The organism is Nitrospinota bacterium (genome assembly GCA_016217735.1).
Classification (GTDB): domain Bacteria; phylum Nitrospinota_A; class UBA7883; order JACRGQ01; family JACRGQ01; genus JACRGQ01.
In genome coordinates this window covers 1-21,293 of the sequence record JACRGQ010000018.1, presented here as the reverse complement: position 1 = coordinate 21,293, position 21,293 = coordinate 1, and the positions used below count along the sequence as shown (strand labels likewise).

General features: G+C 58.0%; 23 protein-coding genes and 1 tRNA gene. 9 read left to right on the top strand and 15 right to left on the bottom strand.

Annotation, left to right across the window (positions count from 1 at the left end; genetic code table 11):
• Positions 1-378: 378 nt before the first annotated feature.
• Positions 379-454 (bottom strand) — tRNA-Asn (locus tag HZA03_02935).
• Positions 455-620: 166 nt separating this feature from the next.
• Here HZA03_02935 and HZA03_02930 point away from each other — a divergent pair.
• Genes HZA03_02930 through HZA03_02920 form a run of 3 tightly spaced genes read left to right on the top strand, consistent with a single transcriptional unit; the run spans position 621 to position 2,533 of the window.
• Complete coding sequence (locus tag HZA03_02930; protein MBI5636907.1) at positions 621-1,796, top strand: D-alanine--D-alanine ligase; 1,176 nt, start codon at positions 621-623, stop codon at positions 1,794-1,796.
• A 2-nt stretch (positions 1,797-1,798) separates the two neighbouring features.
• Positions 1,799-2,176, top strand: coding sequence for a fluoride efflux transporter CrcB (gene crcB, locus HZA03_02925; protein MBI5636906.1), 378 nt, complete (start codon positions 1,799-1,801; stop codon positions 2,174-2,176).
• Positions 2,177-2,185: 9 nt separating this feature from the next.
• Positions 2,186-2,533 (top strand): DUF190 domain-containing protein, encoded by a 348-nt coding sequence (locus tag HZA03_02920; protein ID MBI5636905.1) that lies wholly within the window; start codon positions 2,186-2,188, stop codon positions 2,531-2,533.
• On the opposite strand, the gene lspA is transcribed toward HZA03_02920, so the two are convergent.
• From lspA to HZA03_02900, 4 genes are all read right to left on the bottom strand, one after another.
• Positions 2,530-3,036, bottom strand: a complete 507-nt coding sequence (gene lspA, locus HZA03_02915; GenBank protein MBI5636904.1) for a signal peptidase II — start codon at positions 3,034-3,036, stop codon at positions 2,530-2,532. The genes HZA03_02920 and lspA overlap by 4 nt on opposite strands.
• 2 nt (positions 3,037-3,038) lie before the next feature.
• On the bottom strand, positions 3,039-5,786 hold the full coding sequence (gene ileS / locus HZA03_02910) for an isoleucine--tRNA ligase (GenBank protein ID MBI5636903.1): 2,748 nt from the start codon (positions 5,784-5,786) through the stop codon (positions 3,039-3,041).
• Between the two features lie 148 nt (positions 5,787-5,934).
• Positions 5,935-6,135, bottom strand: coding sequence for a DUF2283 domain-containing protein (locus HZA03_02905; GenBank protein MBI5636902.1), 201 nt, complete (start codon positions 6,133-6,135; stop codon positions 5,935-5,937).
• Positions 6,132-6,359 carry a DUF4258 domain-containing protein gene (locus tag HZA03_02900; protein MBI5636901.1) on the bottom strand — a complete coding sequence of 76 codons (228 nt, stop codon included), beginning with the start codon at positions 6,357-6,359 and terminating at the stop codon, positions 6,132-6,134. Before HZA03_02900 ends, HZA03_02905 begins: the two co-directional genes overlap by 4 nt.
• A gap of 970 nt (positions 6,360-7,329) precedes the next feature.
• Here HZA03_02900 and HZA03_02895 point away from each other — a divergent pair.
• Positions 7,330-9,714 carry a response regulator gene (locus tag HZA03_02895; GenBank protein ID MBI5636900.1) on the top strand — a complete coding sequence of 795 codons (2,385 nt, stop codon included), beginning with the start codon at positions 7,330-7,332 and terminating at the stop codon, positions 9,712-9,714.
• Between the two features lie 19 nt (positions 9,715-9,733).
• Here the strand turns inward: HZA03_02895 and HZA03_02890 are convergent, their stop codons facing one another.
• On the bottom strand, positions 9,734-10,012 hold the full coding sequence (locus tag HZA03_02890) for a TMEM165/GDT1 family protein (GenBank protein MBI5636899.1): 279 nt from the start codon (positions 10,010-10,012) through the stop codon (positions 9,734-9,736).
• A 125-nt stretch (positions 10,013-10,137) separates the two neighbouring features.
• Between HZA03_02890 and HZA03_02885 the strand changes: the two genes are divergently transcribed.
• From HZA03_02885 to folD, 3 genes are read left to right on the top strand one after another with little or no spacing between them, the layout of a single operon-like run.
• On the top strand, positions 10,138-11,016 hold the full coding sequence (locus tag HZA03_02885) for a YicC family protein (GenBank protein ID MBI5636898.1): 879 nt from the start codon (positions 10,138-10,140) through the stop codon (positions 11,014-11,016).
• Between the two features lie 7 nt (positions 11,017-11,023).
• Positions 11,024-11,659 carry a guanylate kinase gene (gene gmk, locus HZA03_02880; protein ID MBI5636897.1) on the top strand — a complete coding sequence of 212 codons (636 nt, stop codon included), beginning with the start codon at positions 11,024-11,026 and terminating at the stop codon, positions 11,657-11,659.
• Between the two features lie 16 nt (positions 11,660-11,675).
• On the top strand, positions 11,676-12,533 hold the full coding sequence (gene folD / locus HZA03_02875; GenBank protein ID MBI5636896.1) for a bifunctional methylenetetrahydrofolate dehydrogenase/methenyltetrahydrofolate cyclohydrolase FolD: 858 nt from the start codon (positions 11,676-11,678) through the stop codon (positions 12,531-12,533).
• Positions 12,534-12,559: 26 nt separating this feature from the next.
• On the opposite strand, the gene HZA03_02870 is transcribed toward folD, so the two are convergent.
• The 9 genes from HZA03_02870 to HZA03_02830 form a co-directional block, all read right to left on the bottom strand.
• Positions 12,560-13,078 (bottom strand): hypothetical protein, encoded by a 519-nt coding sequence (locus HZA03_02870; protein ID MBI5636895.1) that lies wholly within the window; start codon positions 13,076-13,078, stop codon positions 12,560-12,562.
• The gene (locus tag HZA03_02865) at positions 13,075-13,953 is read right to left on the bottom strand and encodes a cytochrome b N-terminal domain-containing protein (GenBank protein ID MBI5636894.1); all 879 of its coding nucleotides are present in this window, start codon (positions 13,951-13,953) and stop codon (positions 13,075-13,077) included. The genes HZA03_02870 and HZA03_02865 overlap by 4 nt, the downstream gene beginning before the upstream one ends.
• 88 nt (positions 13,954-14,041) lie before the next feature.
• Entirely contained in the window at positions 14,042-14,869 is an 828-nt protein-coding gene (locus HZA03_02860) for an SCO family protein (protein ID MBI5636893.1), read from the bottom strand.
• A 130-nt stretch (positions 14,870-14,999) separates the two neighbouring features.
• Positions 15,000-16,511 (bottom strand): cbb3-type cytochrome c oxidase subunit I, encoded by a 1,512-nt coding sequence (locus tag HZA03_02855; GenBank protein MBI5636892.1) that lies wholly within the window; start codon positions 16,509-16,511, stop codon positions 15,000-15,002.
• Positions 16,512-16,522: 11 nt separating this feature from the next.
• Positions 16,523-17,068, bottom strand: coding sequence for a cytochrome C oxidase subunit II (locus HZA03_02850; protein ID MBI5636891.1), 546 nt, complete (start codon positions 17,066-17,068; stop codon positions 16,523-16,525).
• A 31-nt stretch (positions 17,069-17,099) separates the two neighbouring features.
• Positions 17,100-17,345, bottom strand: a complete 246-nt coding sequence (locus HZA03_02845) for a hypothetical protein (protein ID MBI5636890.1) — start codon at positions 17,343-17,345, stop codon at positions 17,100-17,102.
• 331 nt (positions 17,346-17,676) lie between these two features.
• On the bottom strand, positions 17,677-18,714 hold the full coding sequence (waaF, locus tag HZA03_02840; GenBank protein MBI5636889.1) for a lipopolysaccharide heptosyltransferase II: 1,038 nt from the start codon (positions 18,712-18,714) through the stop codon (positions 17,677-17,679).
• Entirely contained in the window at positions 18,711-19,781 is a 1,071-nt protein-coding gene (locus HZA03_02835; protein ID MBI5636888.1) for a hypothetical protein, read from the bottom strand. Before HZA03_02835 ends, waaF begins: the two co-directional genes overlap by 4 nt.
• A gap of 3 nt (positions 19,782-19,784) precedes the next feature.
• Positions 19,785-20,045: a glutaredoxin family protein gene (locus HZA03_02830; GenBank protein MBI5636887.1), complete on the bottom strand. Its 261-nt coding sequence runs from the start codon at positions 20,043-20,045 to the stop codon at positions 19,785-19,787.
• Positions 20,046-20,371: 326 nt separating this feature from the next.
• On the opposite strand from HZA03_02830, the gene HZA03_02825 reads away from it, so the two are divergent.
• Positions 20,372-20,719, top strand: a complete 348-nt coding sequence (locus HZA03_02825; GenBank protein MBI5636886.1) for a prepilin-type N-terminal cleavage/methylation domain-containing protein — start codon at positions 20,372-20,374, stop codon at positions 20,717-20,719.
• 213 nt (positions 20,720-20,932) lie between these two features.
• On the top strand, positions 20,933-21,293 hold a 361-nt coding region (locus tag HZA03_02820), incomplete at its 3' end, for a hypothetical protein (protein ID MBI5636885.1).

Here is a 21,293-nt window from a genome sequence, read left to right as displayed (position 1 = left end):
GACGATCTGAGGAAGAAGGCTCATGGTCATTTGAAATCGCTACAGCGCAACCAGAAAAAGGTACGCTCGTTCTTTGACGAGCCGAATGTACGTTATGCCGCATAATCATGTCGCCTTACTAACGACTTCCTTAGTAACTGGTGGGGAAATTATATCAGACAGAAACCTGCGCGGTGCTCACAACTGATTCAGATGCGGAATTTATCGCCATGAGATTATATCAGACAGAAACCTGCACGGTGCTCACAACCGGTGCCGGGGGCGGCGGGCGTGGTGGCGATGACCAAAGAGGTTGAAGAATGTTGGGGTGGGGAGCAATATTCCCATCTTGTCTACGCCATCGCCGGAAACGGCGAGGTGTCCAGACGAGGGGGTAATTGGCTCCCCGGGCCGGATTCGAACCAGCGGCGGGGTGGTTAACAGCCACCTGCTCTACCAGCTGAGCTACCGGGGAACTCAATGCGAAGTCTGGATTATCCAGACTTTGCCCCGTTCTGTCAACTGCATTTCATGGGCTGATTATGCGCCTTTGCCCCACCTGTCACGGGCGCCCCCGCCGCCGCTGGCCGCGCGGCCATTCCTTTCTTTAATCCCCCCGCGCGGGATGTTATATTGACCCGATGGAAAAAAAGAGGGTCGGCCTCATCTTCGGCGGCGTTTCCGCCGAGCACGAGATCAGTATCATCACCTTCGACCAGGTGCATAAAAACCTCGACAAGGAGAAATACGAAGCCATCCCCATCTACATCACGCCGGAAGGGGACTGGATATGCGACGACCGGCTGAAGGACGTTACCCGCTATAAAGAAATATTCACCGGCAACAAGAGCGACCTGAAGAAATTCAACCGGCGCTTCATCCCCCCCTACCCGCTGCGGCACGAATCCGGCGGCTTCCTGCAAAAGTTCTCCGATACTAAAATCGAAATCGACATCGCCTTCCCGCTGATCCACGGCACCGGCGGCGAGGACGGCTCGCTGCAAGGACTATTGGAACTGGCCGACATCCCCTACACCGGCTCGAACGTCACCGCCAGCGCCGTCGGCATGGACAAGGTGCTGCAAAAGCACATTCTGAAAAGCGCCGGCCTGCCGGTGGTGAAATTCACCGGCTTCCTCAAAGCCGAGATCGAAACCCGCCACGACGCGGTGAAAAAAGAGATACTGGATAACTTCCGCTTCCCCATTTTCATCAAGCCCGCCTCATGCGGCAGCTCGGTGGGGGTATCGAAAGTGGATTCAGCCGATTTTCTCGCGGTGGCGCTGGACGATGCGTGCCGCTACGACCGCAAGGTCATCGTGGAAGAAGGCGTGATCGAACCGCGCGAGATCAACTGCGCGGTGATGGGGGACGACGACGAAATCCACGCCTCCGTCTGCGAAGAGGTGTTTAGCAAAGGCTTCCTCGACTACAAACAAAAGTACCTCGCGGGGGGCAAAAAAGGACGCGGCGGCATGGCGAACGTGGCGCGCGCGATCCCGGCGGACATCGCGCCGGAAACCGCCGCGAAAATCCAGGATGCCGCCAAAAAAGTCTTCCGCACGCTCGATTGCTCCGGCGCGGCGCGGGTTGATTTTCTGCTGGCGAAAGACGGCAACATCTACATCACCGAGTTGAACTCCATCCCCGGATCGCTCGGCTTTTACCTCTGGGAAAAAAGCGGATTCGCCTTTCCGCAACTGCTGGACAAGGTGATCGGCTACGCGCAGGCGGCCTACCGGCGCAAAAAAATGCTCCGCCGAACCTCCGGCTTCAACGCCGTGCAGGGCTATCTGTCGGAGAAAAAGGAAGCGTAATGCTGAAGCTGCTGGCTATCGCGGCGGGCGGCGCGGCCGGCAGCATCCTGCGCTACGCCGTATCCACCTTCACCCACCGTTTCGCCGAGCCGACTTTCCCGTGGGGAACGCTGGCGGTGAACCTCTTCGGCTGCTTCCTCATCGGCTTTCTCTGGCCGCTGTTTGAAAAGGCGGCGGCCACCCCGGAGGCGCGGGCGTTGGTCTTCATCGGCATTTTGGGGGGGTTCACCACCTTCTCCACCTTCGGCCTCGAAACATTCCACCTGCTGCGCGACGGCGAATACGGACGCGCGGCGGCGAACATGCTGGCAAGCAACATTATCGGCATCGCGCTGGTGTTTGCCGGGTTTTTTGCGGCGCGGCAACTCATAGAAAGATAGGAGCGGCATATGACGAAATTACCGGATAAAGGATGCCTGTTGCGGATTTACATCGGCGAATCGGACAAGACCGGCGGCAAACCGCTCTACGAAGCGATTGTGCTGAAGACGCGTGAACTGGGCATGGCCGGGGCCACCGTGCTGCGCGGCATCATGGGGTTTGGCGCGAACAGCCGGGTACACACCGCCAAGATACTGGAGATCAGCGAAGACCTGCCGCTGGTGGTGGAGATCGTGGATACCGAGGAGAACGTCGAAAAACTGCTGCCGTGGCTGGACGACGTGGTGAAGGAAGGACTGGTGACGCTGGAAGAGATCAAGATCGTGAACTACCGTTCCAGCCGCCTCCCGAATTAGCCGCCTGATTTCTTCGGCGTGATGAGCGAGGCGGCGATGGCGGTTATCGCGCCGATGGTGATGCAGCTATCCGCCACGTTGAACGCCCACCAGTGGAAACCGCCGATATAAAAATCCAAAAAGTCGGTCACAGTGCCGATGGTGATGCGGTCGATAAGATTCCCCAGCGCCCCGCCCAATATCAGCGTCAGGGCCACACGCAGTGCGGGGCCTTCTTTTTCGGCCTCGCGGTAGAGATAGACCAGCACGGCGGAGGCGAAAATCGTAAGCGCAATGAAGAATACGCCGACCCAACTAGCTGAAATACCTGACATAAAGCCGAAGGCCGCGCCGGGATTTTGGATATGGGTGATGTTGAAAAAGCCGGTCACCGGGATGGAGCGGTAGAGCTCGACATGCTCGCGCACCAGCGATTTCGTGAGCTGATCCAGCACCACGATGACGAGCGCACCCGACGCCAGCGGCGTGTACCTCTTGAAAATACCGGACAAAGGCAACGCCATTTTTAGGCCATCTCGGCAAGGTGCGCGGCGCAACGGCCGCAGACGGCGGGATGCGCGGCGCTGCCGCCGACATCGGGCGAGGTGTTCCAGCAACGCTCGCATTTTTTTCCATCAGGCGCGACCACTGAAATATCCATCTCGCCGCCCTCTTTCGCCGTCACCGTAACCTGCGAAACGATGAAGATGAACGGCAACTCCGCCTCATACCCTTTCAAAAGCGCCAAATCTGTTCCCGCCGCCAAAACCTCCAACTTCGCATCGAGCGAGTGGCCGATGATTTTGTCGCGCCGTTTGTCCTCTAAAACCTTCAGTGCCCCCTTGCGGATTTCCCACAGCCGGTCCCACTTTTGGCGCATCTCCGGGGAGATAGCCAAACCATCCACGTTAAAAAACGTCTGGGTGTGGATGCTGCTTCCGGCGGGAGTGCCGGGGATGGCGGCCCAGATTTCGTCGGCGGTAAAACTCAAGACCGGCGCCATCAGGCGGAGCATCACCTGCGTCAATTCGTACATCGTGGTCTGCGCGGCGCGCCGTGATTTCGAGCGGGGCGGGAAGGTATACGCGCGGTCTTTCACGATGTCGAGATAGAAAGCGCTCAGATCGACCACGCAGAAGTTGTGCATGGCGTGGTAGAAGACGTGATACTCGTACCGGTCGAACGCGGCCAGCACGGTTTTTTGCAGTGTGGCTGCGCGGTCGAGGATATAGCGGTCCAGCTCCGGCAATTCGGCGAACGGCACACGGTCTTTCGCCGGGTCGAAATCGGAGAGGTTCCCCAGCATGAAGCGGAAGGTGTTGCGTATCTTGCGGTACGCTTCCGAAAGCCGCTTGAGGATTTCATCCGACAGGCGCACCTCTTCCATATAGTTTTCGCTGGAGACCCAGAGGCGCACGATCTCCGCGCCGTGGTTTTTCACGATGTCAACCGGCTCGATGCCGTTGCCGGCCGATTTCGACATCGTGCGCCCCTTCGAGTCGACCACATAGCCGTGGGTAAGCACGGTGCTGTAGGGCGCCTCGCCGGTCGTGCCAACGGATGCGAGCAGCGAGCTTTGAAACCAGCCGCGGTGCTGATCGCTCCCTTCCAGATACATGTCGCCGGGCCATTGCAGATCGGGCCAGCGGCGCAGCACGGCCGCCTGGCTGACGCCCGAATCGAACCAGACATCGAGGATGTCCTCTTCTTTCTTCCACTCCGCGCCGCCGCACTTTTTGCATTTCTTCCCGGCGGCCCAATGCGCGGCGTCTTTTTCAAACCAGATGTCCGCGCCGTGCTTCTCCATCTCGTCCGCCGCGCGGCGCGCGGTATCGCCGTCTATCAGCGGCTCGTCGCACTTTTGGCATTTCAAAACAGTGATCGGCACGCCCCACGCGCGCTGGCGGCTGATGCACCAGTCGGGGCGGTTTTCCACCATGCCGAAGATGCGCTCCTTGCCCCACTTCGGCACCCATTCCACGCGGTTGATCCCGGCCAGCGCTTTTACGCGCAGGGCGTTTTGCTCCATGCCGATGAACCACTGCGCGGTGGCGCGGAAGATCACCGGATGTTTGCAGCGCCAGCAGTGCGGATACGAGTGGTTGATGTTCTCGGTGAACAGCAGCATGCCGCGCACCTTCAGTTCCTCTATCACGTCGGGATTCACCTGCGGCACGCGCCGCCCGGCGAAGATGGGAAGATCGTCCTTGAACAGGCCGTTGTCGCGCACCGGATTGAAAACTTCCAGGCCGTACTTCTGGCCGACCGCGTAGTCCTCCTGCCCGTGGCCGGGGGCGGTATGCACCGCGCCGGTGCCGGCGTCGAGCGTGACGTGCATCCCCAATATCACCGGCGAGATGTGGCCGTAGAGCGGGTGCTTTGTCTTGACCCCTTCCAGTTCGCTCCCTTTGAAGCGTTTTACTTCTTCTATCTCGGTCACGCCGATAACGGGGGCGACCTTGCCCACCAGTTCGGTCGCCATCAACAGCGTGCCGCCGTTGAACGCGACGGCGGAATAATCGAACGCCGGGTGAACGCAGACCGCGCGGTTGGCGGGTATCGTCCACGGCGTGGTGGTCCAAATGACGACCGCCGCCTCCCCTTTCAAGCCGAGCCGCGCCGCCTCCCCCTCTTCCAGCGGGAAGCGGACGTACACGGAGGGGCTGACGTGGTCGGCGTATTCCACTTCCGCCTCGGCCAGCGCCGTTTGGCAGGAGGTGCACCAGTGAACCGGCTTCAGCCCCTGATAGAGCGAGCCGTTATCCATGAACTTCGCCAATTCGCGCACGGTATCGGCCTCGTAGCGGTAATCCATCGTGAGGTACGGGTCTTCCCAATCGCCCAAAATGCCGAGCCGCTTGAACGATTCGCGCTGGCGGTCGATGAACCCGGCGGCGTACTCGCGGCAGAGCTTCCGTTTTTCGGCGCGGGTTATTTCGCTTTTCTTTTTGCCGAGCTTTTTGTCCACCTGGTGTTCGATGGGCAGGCCGTGGCAATCCCACCCCGGCACGTACGGCGCGTCGAAGCCCTGCATGGTTTTCACCTTGACGATGATGTCCTTCAGGATTTTGTTGAGCGCGTGCCCCATGTGGATGTCGCCGTTGGCATACGGGGGGCCGTCGTGCAGGATGTATTTTTTGGCCCCTTTGCGGGCCTCGCGTATCTTCTTGTAGAGGCCGCTCCATTGCAGCAGCATGTCCGGCTCCATCGTCTGGAGGCCGGCCTTCATGGGGAAACCGGTCGTGGGGAGGTTGAGCGTGTCTTTGTAATCCATAAGAGCGTAAGTTTACCCCGCTTTATTCGCGGAATAAAGCGGGAAAACCGGCAAGCTTTTGAAAAGACGCGGCGGCAAAGGGAGACATGACGGCCCGGTGGGCCGCTTGCGCGGCAGGTTGATTTTTCCCGGCCTCCCTGTTGTGGGGCTACTCCGTAAGCTGGTACTCCACGTTGCGGGTTTCGGTGACACGGCGGGAAGCATCCAGTATTTCCATTGAAACGAGGTTGCCCTCGCCGTCGAAATCCAAAATAACCCCGGGCTTTTCTTCATCGCTCTCCACAATGGCCGCGTTCTCCCTGAAAATCAGGCTCAACGTATCCGTTTTTTTGTCAAACAGCACCTTCATGGTTCTCTCCAATATTTTTCCACATGGCTGGTCCGATAAGCGGTCACAACTTCCGCGGGATTCCGGTCCACATCAACAAACACGCGAACGAGATATTCTTTGCTTTCGGGCGGGAAGGAGACCATAGATTGGAAGACCTTTCTTCCCTTCCGCGCTTCAAGCACCTGTCCGGGAACTCTCAATACACCTTCAATAACCGCGGTTGAAATCCCCCGGCGCTCCATTTCCAATAGCGCATGGGAGGTTATTGTAAAGCGGCCGGCAAGCTCGTTTGCCAATATCACCTCACGCAATATTCATTATAAAGCCAAACCAGAAAAAATGCGCGTGTCGGGAGTCTCGGCCTTCATGGGGAAACCGGTCGTGGGAAGGTTGAGCGTCTCTTTGTAATCCATAAAAGCGTAAGTTTACCCCACCGGCGTGTGCGCGGCAATAGCGGGCTCTGCTTGGTACCGCAGGTTTTAACCTGCGGTTGCGCCGACAGGCGCAAGAAAACCGCGGCCTTTCAGTCCGCGCAACAGGTTAAAACCCGTTGTACCGGCGCAACACGCTTCCCCGGCAGGTGCGACAGCGGCCTACAGGCCATCTCCAAAGCGGATGGAAAATTTCCATTCCGCTTTTCCCATCCTGTCGCACGAGAGCGGCGGAAACATTTTTTCAATCCGCCGCGGAAAAAACCGGACAGTGCGCAGCGGTGTTCCGTGTTTTTCACACGAACGAAGTGAAGTGTAAATACCCTTTAAGCACAATCGGCTCGATGGGCCGACCGATTATTCTTGGCGCTTTGCGCCAACGTGCGACAGGATTGCCGCACCCAACACGAATCGGCCTGAAAAATCATCAGGGTTAACCCTTGGGGGTTGTTTTATACGCTACATTCATGCGCTATAATATCGCCACTTGCATATACCAAAATTGAAATAGGCCGGATAATATTTTGGGATATGCGGCAACTTGACGCATCGTCTGGAGGGGATGAAGTGGGAGTTCGATACGCGTTTTCCCTGGGCAAGACTCGCACCGCCACCATCAGCGGCGTCGGCGGGAATGTTGAAAATACCCATGCCGCAAAATGATGGATTGGCGGGTACAGCAGGATTCATCCTGTTGTTGGCCCGGAAGGGCCAAGAGTCATCTTGTTTCCTGCGGAAACAACCACAGGTTGAAACCTGTGGCACCAAGAAAAGGCCACGCATGACAAACATTCCGCCCCTTCTTTTTGGGCTTGCGCTGTTTTTCAGCGCCGCGCTCAATGCCGAGGCGCTGGAGGCGTTCACCCCCTCCGAAACGATGGACGGAGCCTTCATCGGAAAATATGTTGAACACTTCGCGGACCCCACAAAACAACTGACGCTGGCGGATGTCCGGTCAGAGGCGCACCGGTCGCAATTCGTACCGGTCAACCACGATACGCTGGATTTCGGCATGTCGGATGCCGCGCACTGGCTGCATCTGACGGTCAATAATCCCAACGGCCGGGAAATGAAATGGATCATGCAAGCGGAGCACCCCCCTCTCAGTCACATCGAAGTATATGAAATAAGCCATACCGGCCAAATACGATTTCACGAAGGGGGAAACCGAATCCCTTTCAACAGACGGGACATCGCCTATCGCAAAAACGCTTTCTCGATGTCCACCATACCGGGAACCAGCGAGATATATATAAAAGTCTGGGGGAAATTGAGGATAGTCGCAAACTGTTCGCTCACCGCGTGGGGGACAAATCATTTTCTGGCTAAAAACAACATAGAGACCCTCTTGCTTGGCCTCTACTTCGGCGCCCTGCTGGTGATGTGCCTGTATAACCTTTTTATCTATTTCTCGGTGCGTGACACCGTCTATTTAATATACGTCACATATATTCTACTTGCCGGTCTTACTTACTTCGGACTAAACGGTTTGGCATTTCAGTATTTATGGCCCTCGTCACCCTTTTTGGGAAACCATAGCTCAATGCTTTTTGGCATCTTTTCTTTTGGGCTGGCGGTATCTTTTAGCCGTTCCTTTCTGGATACAAAGGTGTTTACCCCCTCGCTAGATAAAATCCTGATGGCTATTGTACTTTTCTGTGCGTTTGATGGAATTCTATCTTTGTTCGAGGGAAAGAGCTTTACCTTTGCCGTCACCATAGGCTACCTTTCCACACTGATATTCCCCCCATTGCTCCTTTATGCAGGTATCCGCAGCCTGAAGGCGGGAAACCGTCAAGCCCGTTTTTATGTTGCGGCCTGGACAATGTATCTCACCGGAGTTCTGCTCTATTTCTTAAAAGATTTCGGCGTTCTCCCCTATTCGTTTATTACCGCTTATTCAATGCAGATCGGCACATTGGCCGATGTCATTTTGCTTTCCCTTGCGCTTGCCGACCGGATAAAGATACTCCGCGAGGAAAAAGAAGCGGCGGAAGCTCGAACAATAGATATTCTTGTAAAAAGCAAAGGGGAACTTGAAACGCAAGTGGCATTGAAAACCGAAGAGCACCGCAAAGCGCGGGAAGAGGCGGAAAATGCCACGCGCCTTAAAGACAAATTCGTATCGCTGGTGACGCACGACCTGAAATCGCCGCTGTCAAGCCTCACGCTAGGGCTGGAGACCCTGCATAACGGCGACGCCCTCTCTCCGGGCGACCGGTCTTTCGTCGGCAAGATGGCAACTCACAGCCGCGAACTGCTCAACTTGACCGAACGGCTGCTCGACCTCTCCCGCTTGCAAGCGGGCCGGATAATCCCCCAAAAGCGGTTTATCAATTGCCGCGGTTTCGCCAACGCGCAGATCGGACTTTACAAGACTATGGCCGCGCAAAAGGAAATCGCCATCGTTAACGATCTTCCCGATACGATGAAGGTGTATGCCGATCCCGATCTTTTCGGCGAGTGCGTGAAGAACGTGCTGTCGAACGCCGTCAAATTCTGCGATAAGGGCGACACGATAACCTTCTTTAATCCATCGGACATGCCATCCACCATCGCGGTGAAAGACAACGGCCCCGGCATCGCGCCGGAAAAAATGCCGTCGCTATTCGCGGCGGAAATGAAAATGCGCAGCCTCGGCACGGCGGGCGAAAAGGGAACGGGGATCGGCCTGCCCCACACAAAGGAGCTCATGGAAGCCCACGGTGGAACAATCACCGTTGAATCCGAACCCGGCAAGGGAAGCACGTTTTTCCTCGCCTTCCCCCCTTCGTTCAACGTGACGGTGCTGGTGGTGGACGACCAGGAAGTCGTCCGGGCCGCCATCAAGGAACATTGCGCCGGCATTTTCCCCGGCATACTGGAAGCGGGTAACGGCGCGGAGGCGCTGGAGATCATCCGCAACGTCGTCCCCCACCTTATAATCACCGACATCAACATGCCGGTGATGGACGGGCTGAAATTCATACAACAGGTGAGGAACGGCGGTTTGGCGCGCCGTGTGCCGATCATCGCCATGACCTCCGACGAATCGTGGCCCACGCCGAACGGCATGGACATCCGCTCGTACTGCCTCCACATCGGCGCGGACGATTTCGTCAACAAGCCGGTGGCGGCGAACGACCTGGCGCCGCGCGTTAACCGCCTGCTTCAGGGCGCGCGGTAACCGGCCCGCCGTTCCCGCCCTACTTCCAGAGTTCCTTCGCCAGCATCAGCGCGCCGATGACCAGAAAACCGCCGCCCGCGGCGATGTGCATCGCCTTCACCGGCAGATAGCGCGAGAGGAGGTCGCCCAAAACGACCGCCAGCGCGGAGGTGACGACGAGCGCCCCGGCGCTGCCGAGGAACACCGACATCTTCGACGGCGTGCCGGCCGAAAAAGCGAGCGTGGCGAGCTGCGTTTTATCCCCCAGTTCGGCCAAAAAGACCAGCCAGAAGGTGGTGAGAACGATCTTCATGTCCATCGGATACATCCCTTTCCGTTAAAAAAACCGGCGTTCGGCACACACGCCATTTGAGCTTACCAAACCGCCCGGTTTCAATATATACTTGGCTTAAAGCAAATGCCAACAGCAATGGAGAGCACCGGATGATACGAAGCATGACCGGCTTCGCGCGCGCGGAAGCGGCCGAAGGGACGAAAAAATGCACGGTGGAAATCCGCACGGTGAACCACCGCTTCCTCGAATTCAACATCCGGACGCCGGCCAAGGACTACGAACTGGAAAAGCGGATCAAAGACGCCTTCGGGGGAAAGGTCACGCGCGGCTATGTGGACGTGACCGTGACGGTGGGCAACGGCTCCGAAGTGAAAAAAAAACTCGTGCTGGACGAAGACATGGCCTTGCAGTTCATCGCCGCCGCGAAAATCCTCAAGGACAAGCACGGCGTGGCGGGCCAGCCGGACCTGGGCGCCATCCTTTCGCTGAAAGACATTTTCAAATGCGAAGAGGAGGCCGCCGACGTGGAAGGACGCTGGCGGCTGATAGCCGGCGCGCTGGCCAAGGCCATCGACGCGCTGGCGGCGATGCGCGCCGCCGAAGGGTCCACGCTTGAAAAAGACCTGCTGGACAAGCTGGCGCTGATAGAAACAAGCGCCGCGCGCGTGATGGAACTCCGCAAATCGCAGGAGGGGGAGATACTGGCCAGGCTGAAGGCCAAAATCGAGGAAATCGTCAAGGGGGCCGAGGCCGACCCGCAGCGGATACTCATCGAGGCGGCCATTGTGGCCGAACGCTCCGACATCTCCGAAGAGGCGATCCGCCTGGGCAGCCACATCGTCCAGATGCGCCAGCTCATCAAGGCGGGCGGGCCGGTGGGGCGCAAGGTGGAATTCATGCTCCAGGAGCTCAACCGCGAGGCGAACACCATGAGCGCCAAAAGCACCCTCATCGACATCAGCCGCGAAGTGGTGGAAATAAAAAGCAACATCGAAAAAATCCGCGAACAGGCGGCGAACATAGAATAAGGGAGCCATGGACAACAAGGGCGCGGTCAACGGACGGGGGATACTCTTCATCCTTTCCGCCCCTTCCGGCGCGGGAAAATCCACGCTGGCCAAGTGGGCGGCGGAAAACATCCCCGGCGTGCAACAATCGGTATCATGCACCACCCGCCCGAAACGCCCCGGCGAGATCGACGGCGTCCACTACCGGTTCACCAACGCGGCGCGCTTCAAGGAAATGATCGCCGAGGACAAATTCATAGAGTGGGCCGAGGTACACGGCAAATACTACGGCACCACATGGGACGCGGTGGACGAGGCGCAGGAACGGCGGACCGACCTGCTGCTGGTGATCGACGTGCAGGGCGCCGTCAAGCTGCGCGAACGGAAGCTGGACGGGGTGTTCATTTTCGTCATGCCCCCCAGCATTGAAGAGCTGCGCCGCCGCCTCCTCGAACGCGGCACCGAAACCGCCGAAACCGTGCAGGGCAGGCTGGACACGGCCTGGGCGGAGATTTCCGAAAGCTCGCACTACGACTATCTGGTCATCAACGACACGCTGGAAGACGCGCAAAATGAACTGGAATACATCATCCGCGCCGAGCGGTGCCGCATGAGCCGGCGGCGGCTGGAATTCGACGATTTCACCATGGGACAACCCCTCTAACATCCGGGAAGACACAATGAAAGCAAAGCTGATCGACGGGAAAGCCATCGCCCAATCCATCCGGGACGAAGTGAAGGCGGCGGTGGACGAAATCGTCGCGGCGGGGCGGCGCCCCCCCGCGCTCACGGTGGTGCTGGCGGGAAAAGACCCGGCATCGCAGGTATACGTGAACAGCAAGAAAAAAGCCTGCCACGCGCTCGGCTTCGCCAGCGCCGAACACCTGCTGGATGAAACCGTGAGCGAGGCCGCGCTGGTTGAGCTTATCAACATGCTTAACCACGATCCCGGCGTCGACGGCATACTGGTGCAGCTGCCGCTGCCGAAACATATCCGCGAACAGGTCATCCTGGAAAAAATAGACCCGATGAAAGACGTGGACGGGTTTCACCCGGTGAACGTGGGGCGGCTGGTGTCGAACACCCCCGGCCTGCGCCCCTGCACCCCCGCCGGCTGCATCGAGCTGCTCAAGCGGGCCGGCGTGGACCTCAACGGCGCCAAGGCGGTGGTTATCGGCCGCAGCAACATCGTGGGAAAGCCGGTGGCAACCCTGCTGCTGCATGAAAACTGCACCGTCACCATCTGCCACAGCCGCACCAGGCACCTGCATGACATCGTGAAAAGCGCCGACGTGATCATCGCCGCCATCGGCAAGCCGAACTTCGTCACCGCCGACATGGTGAAACCGGGCGCGGCGGTGATCGACGTCGGCATCAACCGCATGCCGGACAAAAAAATCGTGGGGGACGTCGATTTCGAAGGGGTCAAGAAAGTGGCCGGCTGCATCACGCCGGTTCCGGGCGGGGTCGGGCCGATGACCATCGCCATGCTGATGTACAATACGCTTCAGGCCTACCGGATGCGGACGGGGGCATAACCCCCCGCCGCCTCGCCCGGTGGAGCCTAGTCGGCGAAAATCCTGAACTCCGGCTTCTTGAAATCGATCGCCACGATGTCGCGCGGCCCGAAATCGATCTCCCGCGAAATGCTGTGGGAATATCCGCCAGCGGCCCCTTTTTCCCCCATTTCAACCGTCACGGCGTGACGCCCCGCTCCGACCATGTGCTGTTCCAGCACAAAAATGGAGGTGTCGTGCCGCCAACCGGAGGCTGGCACCTCTTTTTGCGTTAACACCTTGCCATCCACCGTGATCCGCAGCGCCAGCGGAAAGCGTTCCCGGCTGCCGCATTCGGCCTTGGCGTTTTGCATATGGCGGGGCCGGTCGCCCCGGCCGGCCAGATAGGTCTTTAATTCCTCATCGGCGCATGGGTGCAGCCGGGGAGTGGTGTACTTGAAAGAAACCGCCAACTGCGCCTTATCATCGGAAAAGAAGCTGTACGCGGGCCGCGAAGTGATAAACCCCACAAATGCCGCAACAACGGCAAGAACAACCCACCCGCCGGGCGGTATCAGCGTTTTCATTCTTCAATCTCCCCATTTCGTGGTGTGCCACTCTCATCCGGCATCAGCCACGGGAACGTCGCCATCACCCCAAACATTGCGGCAACGCCGGTCCAAAGCCATGCCGGGGCAATGGCGTATGCGTTGGCAAGGGGAAACACCGCCAGATAAAACCAGTCGATATTCACCGTGCCGGTGAGGTGCCGCAGGTCGGCGGGGGCGCCGCTGAGCGCCGGGACAAAAACCGACAGCAGCAGCAACGCGATGGTTACCGCCCATGCAAGCGGGGCGTACGGCCAAACGCGCGGCCGGGACTGCCGCAAATTATGCACCCATAGAATGATTATCAGGCCGCAGGGAATGACAAGGTGGAGGTACGAAAGCAGGAAAAAGAAGAGCTGGTTCATCGACCCGCCGGGGACGAAGTTGCGCCCAAACGGCTCCACCGCCAGCGGCAACACGTCGAACCATTTGGCGAACTCGAGGGCCGCCATCAACCCCCGGTCGTCCCAGACCATCACATAGCCGGTGGCTCCCTCGAACCAGATGAGCGGCAAAACCACCAACCCGGTTATCCACGCCAGCCAGCGGTAACGCCGCACACGGCCGGAGAAAAAAACGTGGTACATATGCGCGGCGGTAACCAGCATCAACCCTCCCGACGCGTAGCGGTGCAGCGAACGGATAATGCCGCCGAGCCACCGCTGCCCCTCGGTTATTTCCCGCACCGTGCGATAGGCTCCGGCCGGGGTCATTTCGTAAAAAAGGTACAGATACGCGCCGGTGATCACCAACATCCAGAAGAAAAACCAGAGAAGCCCGCCCAACTGGTGCATCGGATTGTACGGGTGGTCGAAAAGCCGGTCGAATAACCGCCCGGCCGACCGCAACAGCATGTGGCCGGGACGGAGGATGGCCGGTAATTGGTAAGGGTCCGCGGAAGCGCGGATTTCGCGTTCGAGAGGTTCCTGGGTTGCCATGATTTTAGTGCCTCGATTGACGGGTGAGATAAAAAATGAAATAGGCGGCGGTGGCGAGAGCCAACGCCGATTGAATGGCGGTCACAATGAGAAAAAGGACATTCGGACGGTAGGCGTCCTTGGCCGGATCATAGGTGGAACAGTAGAGCATCAGCTTGTCGAACATTATCGAGATCGTCCCGCCGAGCGTCCGGCCCTCCGCCACCGCGGCCACGGCCCCCGTCACGGCGGCTGCATCGAACGTGGTTCCGTAAAAGTGCCGCTCGACCTTTCCCGTGGGGCCGATCAACGTAAGCCGGTTCATATGTTCCGGGGCGGAGCTGCCCTTTTGGTAATCAAATCCAACGTCGTCCGCCAGTTGCGCCAGCACGGATGGGCTGAGCGCCACGAAGCGCCACTGCGCGCCCGGCACGGCGAAATCCGCGGCGTATTCGCTCCGCCGCTTGGCCGTGTCGATCTCCGGCGTCAACGTCACGAAAAGCGTCGCGGTCTTATCCCGCAGGGCGGGCGGAAGCTTGGTCAAAATGTCTTGCACCGAATGGGCGATCAGGGGACAGGCTTCGGGACAATCGGCGAAAAAAAAGGTTAACAGCACCGATTTGCCGCGGAACCCATAGAGCGGGATGGGGAATCCCCGCTCGTCAATCAGCGGATAGTTTTTGAGAATGCGGCCAATGGCGCGCTCGGAGCGGTCCACCGCGGCCGGAGCGGCGAATGCCGGCGGGGATATAACCCCCGCCAGCAACACCGCGAAAAAAAGGGGGGGGAACAGCGCGGCAAAAGGAACTTGCCGATGGCCCTCCGCCCCCCGCGGTTGTGCGAAATCGCTCAACCGACATTCCAAACGCCAATAAGTTCTTTCCAGTTCAGGACGTAGAAAGCGACGAGACACGCGAAGAAGAAATAGATCAACGCGTTCGTGCCTAACGGCCTGTGCTCTTCTTTAACACTCATGCTTCACCTCAACGATTGATCTTTTTGCCGATCGCCACCGTGGCGACCGCAACCAGAATGTACATGCCGCCGCCAACAATGGCCAACAACCCGCCAACCGCCATGACCGCCAAGGCCAAGTCAGCCGTCGGACCATACGCGACCGGGAACGGCGCTTCCGCTCCGGTGATATCCCAAATGCGGCGCGGAATGCCGAACCCGCCCACGAACATCATCGCGGTCGAGAAGACAAACATGCCGATGCCGAATACGTACGGCTGCAGCTTCGCTATGCCCGGGAACATCACTTCGCGGCGGAAAATCAGCGGCAACACATAGTAGGTGATGCCCATGAACGCCATCGTGGTGCCGATGACCACCGTGGCATGGAAATGCCCCGGTACCCGCAACGTGTTGTGAACGATGATGTTGAGCTGCTCGGTGCCGTATATGACGCCGGTGATGCCGCCCAGGAAGCCGAATCCGACCACCGAGAAGACCATCGACGAGAAGCCGGGATCGCCCCACGGCGCCCGCTTGAGCCACTCGAACAATCCTTTGGTGTAGCCTTTCTTGCGCTGCGCCACTTCGACGGCGGCCGGAACGGAGAAGGCGTGCATCATGCTGGCCAAAACGGCGAGGTGCATGAAGTAGCCGGTGTTCCATTCCTTGTGCGCGGTGGAAATGCCCGGATCGACCAGCAGATGGTGTTCGCTGGCGATACAGATGAACAGGACGTAAAGCGTGAACGCGGAGCGCGAGAACTTTTCACTGACCGGCACGGAGCCGACGGTGAGCGTGCCGAGCAGGTACCAGCAGGAGATCATCGCGGCCACGTTGATCTGTTGCGTGGAGTGCCCGAAACCCCAGAAGAGGACGCGGTAGACTTCCGGATCCATCATCGGGATAATTCCCAAGGCCCAGAGCCAGGTGGGAATGAAGACGATCGCCCCATGCGCGAGGGTAAGCAGCGCGATGATGGCGGCGGCTATGGCGCCGAACGTCACCAGCGGAACCGACCCGACATAGGTCTTTTCCGCGCGCGCGGCCCCCAGGGTCGCGAAAAACACGCAAACGCCGAGGATGGCCCCCACGGCAAACAGGATGATGCCGAAGTAGTACATATGATGCGCCTGCAACGGCACATAGGAGGTGAACATAACGTCGGCCTTCCCCAACAGTATCGTCACCGCCGTGATGGCGGCGCCGATCACCATGAGGCCGTACTGGCCCCAGGCGAGATACGGCACTGAAAGCCGCGTGTTGAGCAAAATGGCCGAGGCGAAATAGAGCACCGCCATTTCAAAGAAAACGATCCACGCGACCAGCATGGCGATGCCGTGCAGCGTGAGAAGACGGTAAAAGAAATCGGCCGGCAGCAGATGCACCGCCTGCCAGCGCGTGAGAAGTAACAATAACGCCAACAGCCCGCCGACCAGCAAAAATACTATGCTGGTAACGGCATTGAACATAACCAGCGTTTCCGCGTTACGTTCAACTTTGAGGCCGGTGACAGGACAAGTCCTGAATACAGCTTCCATACAGCCCCCCCTTAATCCACGTAAATGCGGCCGACCATCGTATGGTGGCCGATTCCGCAAAATTCGTTACAGACGATGTTAAAAACCCCTGATGTGGTCGGGGTGACTTTCAGCACGTAGTCGTACCCCGGCACCGCCTCGAAATTCATATTGATCGGCTGCACCGAGAATCCGTGCAAAACGTCGATAGACGAAAGGTGGATGCGGTAGGCCGCCCCCTTCTTCAGTTTCAGAACGGGGGACCATTTGAACTGTTGACCGCGCACGAAGATGTCGCCCGCCGGCGGAGCCACGACATCGATGCCACCCTCCTGCTTGATTGCGCCCGACTCGTCCTTCTCTCCAAATTCCTGGATGAAACGGTCGGTGGCGGCATCAAATGTTTCGGGCTTGATTTTGTAATACTCGGATGACGGGTTCTGTTTCTGCGTCACATGCCACCAAGGCATGGCCAGCGTCAAAACAATGCTGGTGGTGAGAGCGATGGCGAGCCAGACTTTTTCATCTTTGTCCAGCGGATCACGCCACCAATGCTTCTCGGGAATAAAAATGCTCATCGATTATCCTCCCCTCTAACTTTATTGCGGATCATTGCGCCGCTGGCGGCGTTACTACCGGCGCGACCGCCGGCGCCGCAACCTGCGCGGCAGATGATGTTAATCCTTCAAGCGGCGATATCCCCACCGAAGCGAGTTCTATCACACCCCACGTGGTATAGGAGATAAACAAAATCGCGGCGGCAAGAAAAAACAGAAGCCACCAATCGTCCATGAAGACCTGCCAGTAAGAAACGTGATCGTTCGGATCCGAACCTTGAGACTTTTCGTTAGCCATTGTGCAATCACCCCTTTCTGCCCATTTTGGGCGCACAAAAACCTCTACCCTTTATTCGGGCAATTCTAAAACGGAAATAAAAAATGAACTATGACTTTTATCCATCTATATTTTAAATGTCTTGGTATATAATGAACGACTCATAAATTTAATGTATTGATTTTACAGCCTGTGCATATCAAATAAACTTCAACATCGCATGTTTCGTGCAATTCAAATGTTAAACAACTGTCCATTACGAACAACCCCGCCCTGCATAGATCACACAAGCCGAGCATGGGAAAAGCCCTCTTACATACTACTTTAATGGTATGGCGGGGCAACCCCCTCCCTACCCCTTTTTGAGGAACTCGATCATCGCCATAACCTGTCGGCCGGCATCGGCGGGCGTGACTTCTTCCATGCATTCGTGCTTCCGTTTGCAGGCGCGGGAAAAGCAGGGCATACAGTTACGTTTCGCCCGCAAAATATCAATCGGACCACGGCTGACGGGGCCGGTCTTTTGGGGTGAAGTCGGCCCGAAAATCGCCACTATCGGGCGGTTGAACGCGGCGGCGATATGCATGGGGCCGCTATCCACCGTCACCATCAAAGCGCAACGGGCCAACAGCGCCGATGATTCCACGAGGCCCAATCCGCCAGCCAGGTTGTACAGCCCATCCCGGCCATCGATAATCTGATTAATGAGCGGGACGTCCGCCTCCGATCCGGTGAAAACCACCGGCAGGCCGCTCGTGGCGCGAACATCCCCCGCCAGGGCATGCCAGTGGGCGGCGGGCCACATCTTGGTCTTCCACCGCGCTCCCACGTGAAACACCACAAAGGATCCGCGGATACCCAGCCCTTCCAGCAGGGCATCCACCTGCGCGGCGGATTGCGCGGGAATATCGAAGGTGAAATCCGGAAGGGGGGGGGGCGCGATGGCGAACAGCGACAAGGCGCGAAACAGCACAGCCACCGCGTGGGGTTGCCCGCCAGGTTCCACCTTGTGGCTGTAAAGCCAGCGGCTTCCCTCCCGCGCGTTGGAAAACCCCGCGCGGACTTTCGCGCCGGAGAGCGCGGTGACCAGCCCGCTGCGGAGCAACCCCTGCAGGTCGATGCAGATATCGTACTGCTCACGCCGAACCCAACTCATGAGCGTGGCGATTTCCCCCCATGTGCGCGGGCGGTGCCACTCCTTCCCCCACGCCGCGCGGCGGAAATGCCAAACCCGGCGGACGCCGCGGACGTTTTTCACCAGGCCGGCAAAGGCGTCGTTCACCATCCAATCCACGTGGGCATCCGGCATCGCCTCTTTGAGCCGGTTTACGAACGCGATGCCATGCACCACATCGCCGATCGAGCTGAGCTTGACGATCAGGATTTTCATTTCCGGCCTTCCGTTCTCCGCAGTTTCAGTTCCGCATCGCCCTTGAGCCAGGGATCAATGCCGCGGAACGCAAGCGCTTTTCTGAAAAACGCCGCGGCGGCGGGGCGGTCGCCCGCTTTTTCCCGCAGCGAGCCACGCACATAATATAACAGCGGCTCCCATAGTTCGCGCACCGCGGCGTCCACCTCCGGCAACCGCTCGGATAGATGGATAACCGCCGCCTCTTCTTTCGCGGCATCCCCCAAACCATGGTATGCGTAAAAGCGGTCCAACTCCGCCGCCATGGTGCCCGGCGACGCCCGTTCAAGGGCGACGGCCCATTCCAGCGCTTTATGCGGATTGCTTTCATGTATCGCGTAGGTGCGCGCCAGGAAATCGGCCGCTTCCACGCGGGAAAGCAGCGCGGCATCATACGCCTTTTCGGCAAGCGCCAGCCCTTCCTCCTTCGTGCCGCTTAAGCCAAGCAACCCCACCAGCCACCGCAGCGGCGCGGGAAGCTTCCCCACATGGTACTTGTATATCGCCGGGCCGATCATCGCATCCCCCTGGTTGGGATAGAGGGCATACAGATGGTCGAACAGGGCCGCGCTTTTTTTCCCGTGGGTCATGGCGTCAAAATAATCGCCGCCGTATGCGTACATCCTGGCAAGGAACGCGTGCGCCCCCGCTTTGTAAAAGAGCGCCTCGAAATCGTCCGGCTTTTTTGCCAATACCGCATCGCACAGGACAATCACCCTCCCAAGCCCATCCTCCAGCGCCGCCGCGTCACGTGTTTGCTTCTTGGGAGGCGTGGTGATGCTGTAAAACGACGCCATGATGCGCCATCTGGCATCCGATTCGGTCATCCCCCAACCGACGGCGGCCACATAAAAGCGTCCCGCCGGAGAAGCGGGATATGTGGTGGCAAGCTGGCTGAAAACCCCTTTCGCATCCGTGAACCGGAGGCGGTAGGAGTAATCCAGCCCCCGCAGAATTTCATCCTGGCCGGTAAATAGCGCCTCGTTGGCAAAAGCCGGGCAAGCCACGGTGGCCAACCAGAACAGGGCAAAAAATACAACGCGCGGCATCGGCTACCGATGCTCCATGCGGCGCGCCAGCTTTGCCACCAGTTCCCTCGGCGTTATCCGATGCTTGGCGATACAGGTGCCGTTATGGAAAAGAAGCGGGATGTCCAGCCCATATTCGTCCCGCAACCGCGGATCGGCGGTCACATCCACATAGGTGACGGAAAGCGGGATTTCCCGCGACGCTTCACGGGCCGCCACCGCCATCTCCTCGCAGAGAGGGCAATCCTCCCTGGAATAAAGAAGTAATTCCACCGGTTCATGCATCTTCCCATCCCCTTTCAACGGGACACAGTTTACCACTTTCCCGTGGCTCCCCTATTTATAAGACATGACAATTTTTGTCATGTTGGACAACTTTTAGGCCGGTTCAGGCTCTATTAGCTCATCGCGTCGCCCCCAGCATGGCAGGTATATTTATTCCTTATTAAATTGATTTTTATGGTAATATACCGCAAATGGTGTGGGTGATTACCAAAACTTTGCATCTTGGTCTAAAACCTGCACCATAAAATAGGCAAGTGTTTAAAGGCGTATGAACGCGCCAGAGGCAATTAACTTTTTAGGAGGCAAATTACATGTTCAAGAAGATAATGAAGGGCGAAAAGGGCTTTACGCTCATCGAACTGCTGGTCGTCGTGGCGATCATCGGTATCCTCGTCGCGATAGCAATCCCGCAATTCGCCAACTACAAGAAGCAGGCGAATGACAGCGCGGCCGAATCCGACGTGCGCAACATGGCTCTGTCCGAAGAGTCGTACTACGCAACCAACAACGCGTATACGGACACCTTGGCCTCGCTTAACGGCGTTGGCTTCAAATCGACCAAAAATGTTACCACCGTCCCGACACTTACCACCAATGGCTTCGTTATTACCGCTTTCCACCCGCAAGGCACCAAGACTTTCACTTGGGACTCCACCGCTGGCGGTATGCAGTAAGTTGCTAACCGTTTAGTCTTTTTCAAAGGCATGGGGCTTCGGCCCCATGCCTTTTTTTGTTTGGTGGGTACCCAATTCATTGGGTACATTATGCCGCAAGGCATGACTCCCTCTCTTGGCGCTCCGCGCCAACGTACACATTAAAATGTGTACCCACCCCGAAAGAGGCTCTGTTATCATGACCCCATGTCCGATTCTGGAAGACTTCATCTTATGAACAATCCCCGCGCGCGCCGTATCATCTTCTTCGTTCTACTTCTTGCCGCCGTTCTGCTGACATTCCGCCCCGGCATTGACATGGAAATGACCCCTGATATGCGCATGGTCACCTACAACAACCCCCTGATAATCGCGTCCGATGGAATCCTGCGGGTATTTCAGGGAGACTTCTGCGAGGGATGCCGCGTGGACGATGCGCGGTTTGAAATGCGGCCCGGTTTCTACCGGCCGCTGGTCAGCGCCCTTTTCTGGCTGGAATACCGCTTCGCCGGAACCAACGACGCGATATACAACTTCGACCAAATACTGTTTCACTGGGCTTGTGCGCTAATGGTCTTTTTCCTCGCCGCGCGGT